This is a genomic window from Psychrobacter sp. AOP31-B2-9 (assembly GCF_052378005.1).
GTDB lineage: Bacteria > Pseudomonadota > Gammaproteobacteria > Pseudomonadales > Moraxellaceae > Psychrobacter.
In genome coordinates, this window is the sequence record NZ_JBQSXG010000139.1 from 1 (window position 1) to 7,663 (window position 7,663).

Genomic DNA, 7,663 nt, shown 5'->3' on the forward strand with positions numbered 1-7,663 from the left:
GGGCTTACTATGAAGGAAAAGGCGTACCTCAGAACTATGATAAAGCCCTTGTATGGTATCAAAAATCAGCTGAACAGGGAGAAGCTATGGGACAAAACAACCTTGGTTGGGCTTATTATGAAGGAAAAGGCGTACCTCAGAACTATGATAAAGCCAGCGAATGGTTTCAAAAAGCCATCGCTCAAGGCAGTGCCTTGGCGCGTAACAATCTAATTCATCTAAATCGTGAAAAAAAAGGGCTCTGTAAAGATAGCTATATACCAAACGCAGAATTCGCAAGCACTCAACATGCCGCAAACGCAGGTGATAAAAAAGCCCAGTATGAATTAGCTGCTATGTTTCAGGATGGAGAGATTGTCTGTCAAAATGATAGTAAAGCAGCTGAATGGTACACAGAATCAGCCAAGCAAAACTATGCAAAAGCCCAAGACAGCCTTGCCTCTATGTACTACACAGGTACAGGCCTCGAACAAGATTACGTCAAAGCACTTGCTTGGTATAAAAAAGCAGTTGAACAAGAAAATGCTGCCGCTCAATACCACTTAGCCGTTGTCTACTCCGAAGGTAAGGCTTTGCCAAAAGATTTTACCAAAGCCCTTTCGTTAGCTAAAAAATCAGCGAATCAAGGGTTTGCTAAAGCACAGTTTGTTCTTGGCAAACTATATAGCGACGGTATCGATGTGACCAAAAACCATGAACTAGCACTTAAATGGTATAAAAAAGCGGCGGATCAAGGATATGTAGAAGCTCAATATAATCTTGGCGTCATGTACCGTGATGGACGCAGTGTTGTCCAAGATTATGACAAAGCAATGAGTTTTTTTCAAAAAGCCGCCGAGCAAGAATTTGCATCAGCACAAAACAACCTCGGATGGATGTACCAACAAGGCGAAGGCGTTGCTATCGACAATAATAAAGCGCTCTTTTGGTACAAAAAAGCAGCAAGTCAAGGAGATGCAACAGCACAACAAAATTTATTGGCGTTAAATAGTTTATTAGAATGTGAATTTTGTGCCAATACCGATTAACCAACCTCATTGACCAAGTTTAGCTATAACTTTAGAACTTTAGGACTTTAGGACTTTAGGACAGTATAAAGCACCAAGCATTTATGATAGTAAAGCCGCCAGCTCATCTTCATTATTGATAATATCTGCTAGTGTATAGCGTTCAAGAACCTTTATAAAAGCCGTTAACGCTTCAGAAAAGACACTCTTGAGTTGGCATACTGGCGTAATCACGCAGCCTATCGGTTTGTCTGCCTCTTCCTCGATAAAGGCGACTGGTAGACCTTTTGACTGAGGATCTTTATCCTTGTTCACTGGTACAGCAAAACACTCTACCAAATCAAAATCAGGCTCTATTTGTTTAATCAACGCACCTAAATTAATATCATTAGGTGAGCGTGCCAGCCGTATACCACCATTTTTACCACGGATACTCTCTATATATCCCAGCTGCCCTAACTGGTGTATGATTTTAGTCAAATGACTTTTAGAGATGCCATAGCTATCAGCAATATCGCTGATATTGGCTAACAGTGACGGATCTGGTCTCACAGCCAAATAAATCAGTGAGCGTAGCGCATAGTCACTATAGTTGGTCAATCTCATTTACGAACACTCCAATTCTAATCTTCTTATTAACCACTCTCTGCTTAAACACTAGCTGTTCAACCAAACAACCCATCAGGTCTAGGGCGTGCCAGCATTGGCAAATAGCTGATGCAAAATAACACAAAACAGGCAATCCACGCACCTTGGGCAATCATAACCCATAATAGATAGTGGCTCATATCCGCCAATGGTAACAATACCCGACTGATAAACACCAATACCATAAACGCATACATCAGATTGACTAGGTTGGGCGGTTGATGAATACTACGCCCAGTATGCCCAAGTGAGACCCGCGTCATCATCGCCACGGTCATCATACCAATACCCGCAATCGCAAGCCCATGTACCGCCACACTATGGGAATAACCTAACCAAGGTTGCAGTGCGTACAAAATAAAGCTTAAGCACATTCCCAAAAACGCGACATATAACGACCACAGTAATGGTTTTTTCCAGATGCCGTGGTGATACCATCCTATCAAACGGACGATATTCACGCTTGCCACGCCGAGCGCTGTCACAGTCAAAAAGTACGGATTAGGATAAAATAAATCAACGATAAAAAATGCTAAAAACAATAATAAACTGGCGACATCTTGTATTTTACTATTATACAATGTGACGGTTTGTACAACGCCTTTATCATCAGTCGTACTAAGACCTCGTTCAATAAAGAAAGGCACAACTCGCCGACCAATAGTCAACACTAAACCAATAACTAAGTAAAACCCAAGATAAATACCTATCTTGGTCACATTCATATCTGCATTAATGACACCCCAATAGCATAAACCGTTACCTAAGGTTAATAGTATCAGCTTTGCCAAAATACCCATCTGCTTATATTGCTTCACCTGCCAGACTGCTCGACATATTACAAAAGCCATCAAGCCCATAAATAACAAATCAAACGCTGCCGCTACATATAGTAATCCAGCGCCTGACCCAAATCCAACATCAATACCCAACCCAAATAGCAACCAACCCAAGCGTGCCAATAACCAACAAGCAAAAATACCGAGCAATTTATAGCCATGAGGCATCATTACGCCTGTCCAAGTCTTTACCGCTGTCAATAAAAACCCCGCTACAATCGCTAGTGCATAGCCATAGATCATTTCATGACCATGCCAATACAATGGATTCAATACCTGGGCGTTAATATCCGTATGACCGGTAAATACAAATGCCCATAGTGCCATTGTGACAATAGCAAATATGGCCCCTGCACTAAAAAATAAGCGAAAACCCAAATTAAGAATAGGATGCGGTGCGCTTGGCGGTTTACTGGGCAAATTGATAGCTTGCATGGCTGTCTTCTTATAAATATATTGATGGGTGTTAATAAAATAATTTATAACATTCATTTTAAATGAATGTTATAAATTATGCAATATTCTTAGCTAGCAGCCGCATCTCAAACAGCAGGTGTTAAAAAAGCCACCAAGATGGTAGCTTCTTATTTTTTAAACATTCAGAGCGTACTGAGCGAACAAGACAATATAAAAATCTTTAAAAATTTATCAGCAACGCTAAGGTTAGCTTAGTACATAATCATCGGTATTATCACCTTGCCATTTATGAATAAAGCTACCACTCGGATCATATTGCTGGGTTTGTTTGGCCAAATTAAACTGACGACATCCTCTTGGGTCAGCACCTACCCCTGCCAGGTACTGCCAATTCCCCCAGTTACTCGCCACATCATAATCAATCAGATGTTGCTCAAAGTGCGTCGCGCCATAACGCCAGTCTAGTCCCAATTCATGAATGAAGCAGCTGGCCACGATTTGTCGCCCACGGTTAGACATGTAGCCAGTTTGCAGCAACTGCTTCATACACGCATTAACAATAGGATATGACGTGGTGCAGGTTTTCCATTGTTCTAAGCGTGTCCTATCAAAACTGGTCGTTGGTGGCTGCTGGGCAATGCCTTTAAACCAAAATAGCCGCTGCTGATGGGTCAGCGCATACCAGTAAAAATACTCACGCCACAGTAGCTCAAACCAAATCCAATATGTTGAGTCATTGGCGACAGTGTCTCGCTCATATTCACGCAAGCGGTTGAGCAATACATTGACCGATAACGACCCGTTCGCCAGCCAAGCCGAAAACTTGGTAGAGCTTGTCCAATCGTCAAGAGCATTGCGGGTGGTTTTGTAAGTACTGGGTGCGTCAGACCCAAAATAGTCATTAACATGGGTTAACGCACTCGCTGCCCCGCCTTTAAACTCAGATAACTGCTGTTCAAACTGATAGTTTTTGAAGAACAGAGTGTTATCCTCCGCTTCATTGAGTAGGTTGTCAGGTAATGCTGGCAATGACGATGGCGCGCTGCTCAAAACCACATCATCTGCAGCAGTCAATAAATGATGCGTTGCTTCTACTTTTTTGCGAAACTGGGTGAAGCTCTTGGGTAAGTATTCTGTCGGTAACGTAGCAAACAATGTGTTTGTCGATTGGCTGTGCCATGTTATTTTTGGATGTTTTTCTTGTAAAAGCGCATAGATTTGGTTTTGCGCATAGTCTGCCGTGTCGCTGACGCAAATATCTGTAACGTGCTGACGCTCTATCAGCTGGCACAATTGAGCAAAGGTGCTCGTTGTCGACTCACCGTTCGGTTGCGATGGCTGGCGTGATGTTAGATAAAGCAAGCTGTTGCCAAGACGTTGTAGTGACTCATCTAAATCAGCCAAGCTCTCTGCCAAAAACTGCGCGCGTGCAGCACCCATCTCATCGAATTGATATGCTTGACTCTCGTTGGTTTGGCTGACATTAGAAGCTTCAATGCTACGCGCCAACGAGTCAGCATAAACACACAGTAGTGACCCATCATCTTTTTTAGCCAATGTCGCCGCTTTGCTCACAGTCGCGTTATCATCGACACGCAAATCGTTATGAAACAATACCAATACTGCTTTTTTATCTACTAGCTTGTTTGGTAAAATATCTGATTGCTGATTTAACATATTTTAGTTTCCATTTTGGCTCTCATATACTTAAATACATCATTTAATCGCTTAGCCCAAACTATAATGGTTTAAAATACGGCATACAGTATAAAGCGTGTTAAATAACTGATATGAGCTACCTGATGAAATGATTGTTCCCTAGGAGAATAATATGACTGAAGAAAACGCACCGGACGAAAAGCGTAAAATTATCAATAAGTTTTTAATGAGACTGACCAAAGAGCAGCCTCAAATGTATTACGCCACGACAGCCGAAATCTCTCGCAGTATATACACCATGATAAAAGAACATACCAATCGCTTGTCAGTAGAAGAGCAAGCACTTGTCAGACGCATAACGGTTGAAGAGATTGAAGGCTTACTTGGTTTTCACCATAATAAATAAAAAGGCTTATCTGGAGGGTATTTAATTCAGATAGTCATTATTTATATCTCATCCATAAAAAAGACCGCTATATAGCGGTCTTTTTTATGATTCACATATCAGTTTACAGTAATTATAAAGTGGCACTTTTAGAATAGATACTCACGTGGCTCATTTTGTACAGAAATCCAGTGCAGTCTGGTGAATTCTTCTAATACCCATTCGCCATTAAAGCGTCCGATACCTGAGTTTTTCTCACCACCAAATGGCGTATTACTTTCATCGTTCACCGAGATATCATTAATATGTGTCATGCCAGCTTTGATACCACGTGCAAAGCGTAAACCTTTAGTCAAATCTTGCGTAAATACCGCACTTGATAAGCCGTACATAGAGTCATTGGCGATGGACAACGCATCATCTTCGTCTTTGGCACGAATGATACCGACCAACGGGCCAAATACTTCGTTACGTGACAAATCCATCTCACGTGTCACCTCAGTGAAAATATGCGGCGGCACGACCTGACCCTCTATCTCGCCACTCAGAATCATATTGGCACCTTCTTCTTGTGCTTTGGCGATTTTGTCTTTTAGCGACTTGACTTGTTTTTCATTGATAATTGGGCCAACGGCTGTTTCTGCTTTGTTTGGATCACCCACTTGTAGGGTTTTGACATGGTCAACGAAGCGCGTCACAAACTCGTCGTATAGTGCATCTTCGACAATGATACGGTTGATCGCAATACAAATCTGACCTTGGTGTAAGAACTTGCCAAAGGCTGCTGCTTTTACCGCTTGATCGATATCAGCATCTTTCAACACAACAAATGGACTATTACCACCCAACTCAAGGGCGACTTTTTTGATATAATCGCCGCCATTGGCCAGCTCGCCGATGTGCTTGCCAACTGAGGTCGACCCAGTAAACGATACTAAACTTGGCGCTTTGTGTTCAACGATTGCATCACCTATCTCACTACCAGAGCCAACGACCACATTGAGCAAACCTTTTGGTAGACCTGCTTCTTCAAATACTTTCGCAAGTAGCAAACCACCTGTCACAGGCGTATCGCTAGCAGGTTTTAGCACCACGGCATTACCAAGTGCTAATGCAGGCGCAATAGAGCGTTGAGTCAAATGTAGCGGAAAATTCCACGGACTAATAACGGCAACCACCCCGATAGGTTCTCGGTAAATAAAGTTTTCTTTACCTGGGGTGTTGGATGGACGAATTTCACCATGCACACGGTTAGGAAAAGTGGCTGCCTCTAGCGTAATGGCGCGTGCAGTGCTGAGCTCTACCATTGCCTTGACACGAGTACTGCCCGATTCTTTAATTAGCCAGTCGATAATCTCGTCTTGACGCTGATCTAGTATATTTACAACGTTGTAGAGTACCGCTGCTCGATCCGCTGGTGTTTGCTTGGCCCATTCTATTTGGGCTGTGGTCGCTGCATCGTAGGCTTCATTTAATTGTGCCTCTGTTGCTTGTTGAATCTCTACAAGCGAATCACCGTTATATGGGTTTGTATTGGTATTGACGCTCTCGTCTTTGCCCTTTTGCCACGTGCCTGCGATGTATTGAAGATGAAAATCGCTGTAAGCACTGGTTTTGGTATCATTAGCTGACATAATTATCCTTATTTTTACTTTGTTATGTTTGACATTTAGTTTTAGTATTGATTTTAAAGTTATTATCAAAATATTGAACAAAACACTTACTTAGAGAAATTCGTTCATAGAAAGCCTCTTATAAACAGCACATCTAAACTCACTGTTAGGCACTATTCATTGTTATACTCCTTATCATCCTGACTACTTAACTAACTGCTTAACTGATAAGGAATCTAATGACTAGCTGGCCTAAAACGCAACTTGATAGACGACTGGTCTAATGCTAACATAGCAACTAATAAAACAAGACTGCTTTGCTCGTAAATATTGTTGATAAAACGTAACGCACATTTATAAATACTATTAAAATACGTCCTCAATATGACACCCAAATAAAATTAATAACTCTATTATTATGAAGTTCCAAGGAGAACATCATTTCTATGTCTACTATCACAAAAGCACCTATCGCTACATCAGACACTAGAGTCCACTTGCTCGAAACTGGTTATCAACTTATCGCACACAAAGGCTTTACTGCCGTTGGTCTTAAGCAGATATTAGATACAGCGGGTGTGCCTAAAGGCTCTTTTTACCATTACTTTGCGTCTAAAGAAGCGTTTGGTGAAGCAATCATTCATCATTATTTTAGCCTATATAAGACACGACTAGACATCATCGGCGCGCAGAATATTAATGCACAGCAAAAGCTATATAACTATTTTCAAAATTGGTATGACACTCAGCAGAATGGCTGCGACCACGAAAAATGCTTGGTGGTTAAGCTCAGCGCTGAAGTGGCTGATATGTCAGAGCCTATGCGCATCGCGCTAAACGCAGGCTATCAACAAACTATTAACTGGCTTGGTGACCAAATCAAAGCTGGTTGGGTAGATGGCTCTGTGCCACAGCCTGATAATATTGCTGCTGAAAGCATAGCGAAGCGGTGGTATTTTTCTTGGCTTGGTGCCAGCTTAATTGCCAAAATTAGCCAAACCAATACCCCACTTGCTGAAGTATGGCAAATGACCACATCACAGCTAGGACGTTAGCGCTCTAGGCACATACTCGCCATTTCTAAATGTCTACTTG

7 protein-coding genes are annotated in these 7,663 nt (G+C 41.9%); 3 read left to right on the top strand and 4 right to left on the bottom strand.

Features of this window, described 5'->3' with window-relative positions:
- On the top strand, nt 1–1,028 hold a 1,028-nt coding region (locus ACT3SX_RS12535), incomplete at its 5' end, for an SEL1-like repeat protein (RefSeq protein WP_442440367.1).
- An 81-nt stretch (nt 1,029–1,109) separates the two neighbouring features.
- Here the strand turns inward: ACT3SX_RS12535 and ACT3SX_RS12540 are convergent.
- The 3 genes from ACT3SX_RS12540 to ACT3SX_RS12550 all read right to left on the bottom strand — a co-directional run bounded on the left by ACT3SX_RS12540 (nt 1,110) and on the right by ACT3SX_RS12550 (nt 4,588).
- Nucleotides 1,110–1,613, bottom strand: coding sequence for an Rrf2 family transcriptional regulator (locus ACT3SX_RS12540; RefSeq protein WP_192519933.1), 504 nt, complete (start codon nt 1,611–1,613; stop codon nt 1,110–1,112).
- A gap of 59 nt (nt 1,614–1,672) precedes the next feature.
- Nucleotides 1,673–2,929, bottom strand: coding sequence for an NnrS family protein (locus ACT3SX_RS12545; protein WP_192519934.1), 1,257 nt, complete (start codon nt 2,927–2,929; stop codon nt 1,673–1,675).
- Nucleotides 2,930–3,157: 228 nt separating this feature from the next.
- Complete coding sequence (locus ACT3SX_RS12550) at nt 3,158–4,588, bottom strand: DASH family cryptochrome (RefSeq protein ID WP_192519935.1); 1,431 nt, start codon at nt 4,586–4,588, stop codon at nt 3,158–3,160.
- 154 nt (nt 4,589–4,742) lie between these two features.
- Here ACT3SX_RS12550 and ACT3SX_RS12555 point away from each other — a divergent pair, with 154 nt between their 5' ends.
- Nucleotides 4,743–4,976, top strand: a complete 234-nt coding sequence (locus ACT3SX_RS12555; RefSeq protein WP_192519936.1) for a hypothetical protein — start codon at nt 4,743–4,745, stop codon at nt 4,974–4,976.
- 128 nt (nt 4,977–5,104) lie between these two features.
- Here ACT3SX_RS12555 and ACT3SX_RS12560 read toward each other — a convergent pair whose 3' ends face one another.
- On the bottom strand, nt 5,105–6,589 hold the full coding sequence (locus ACT3SX_RS12560; RefSeq protein WP_192519937.1) for an aldehyde dehydrogenase family protein: 1,485 nt from the start codon (nt 6,587–6,589) through the stop codon (nt 5,105–5,107).
- Nucleotides 6,590–7,014: 425 nt separating this feature from the next.
- Here ACT3SX_RS12560 and ACT3SX_RS12565 point away from each other — a divergent pair, with 425 nt between their 5' ends.
- The gene (locus tag ACT3SX_RS12565) at nt 7,015–7,623 is read left to right on the top strand and encodes a TetR/AcrR family transcriptional regulator (RefSeq protein ID WP_192519938.1); all 609 of its coding nucleotides are present in this window, start codon (nt 7,015–7,017) and stop codon (nt 7,621–7,623) included.
- The last annotated feature ends 40 nt before the right edge of the window (nt 7,624–7,663 follow it).

What these genes read in the sequence shown, in the direction of transcription:
- ACT3SX_RS12540 (WP_192519933.1), bottom strand. Translation starts at nt 1,613, where the DNA reads ATGAGATTGACCAACTATAGTGACTATGCGCTACGCTCACTGATTTAT.
- ACT3SX_RS12545 (WP_192519934.1), bottom strand. Translation starts at nt 2,929, where the DNA reads ATGCAAGCTATCAATTTGCCCAGTAAACCGCCAAGCGCACCGCATCCT.
- ACT3SX_RS12550 (WP_192519935.1), bottom strand. Translation starts at nt 4,588, where the DNA reads ATGTTAAATCAGCAATCAGATATTTTACCAAACAAGCTAGTAGATAAA.
- ACT3SX_RS12555 (WP_192519936.1), top strand. Translation starts at nt 4,743, where the DNA reads ATGACTGAAGAAAACGCACCGGACGAAAAGCGTAAAATTATCAATAAG.
- ACT3SX_RS12560 (WP_192519937.1), bottom strand. Translation starts at nt 6,589, where the DNA reads ATGTCAGCTAATGATACCAAAACCAGTGCTTACAGCGATTTTCATCTT.
- ACT3SX_RS12565 (WP_192519938.1), top strand. Translation starts at nt 7,015, where the DNA reads ATGTCTACTATCACAAAAGCACCTATCGCTACATCAGACACTAGAGTC.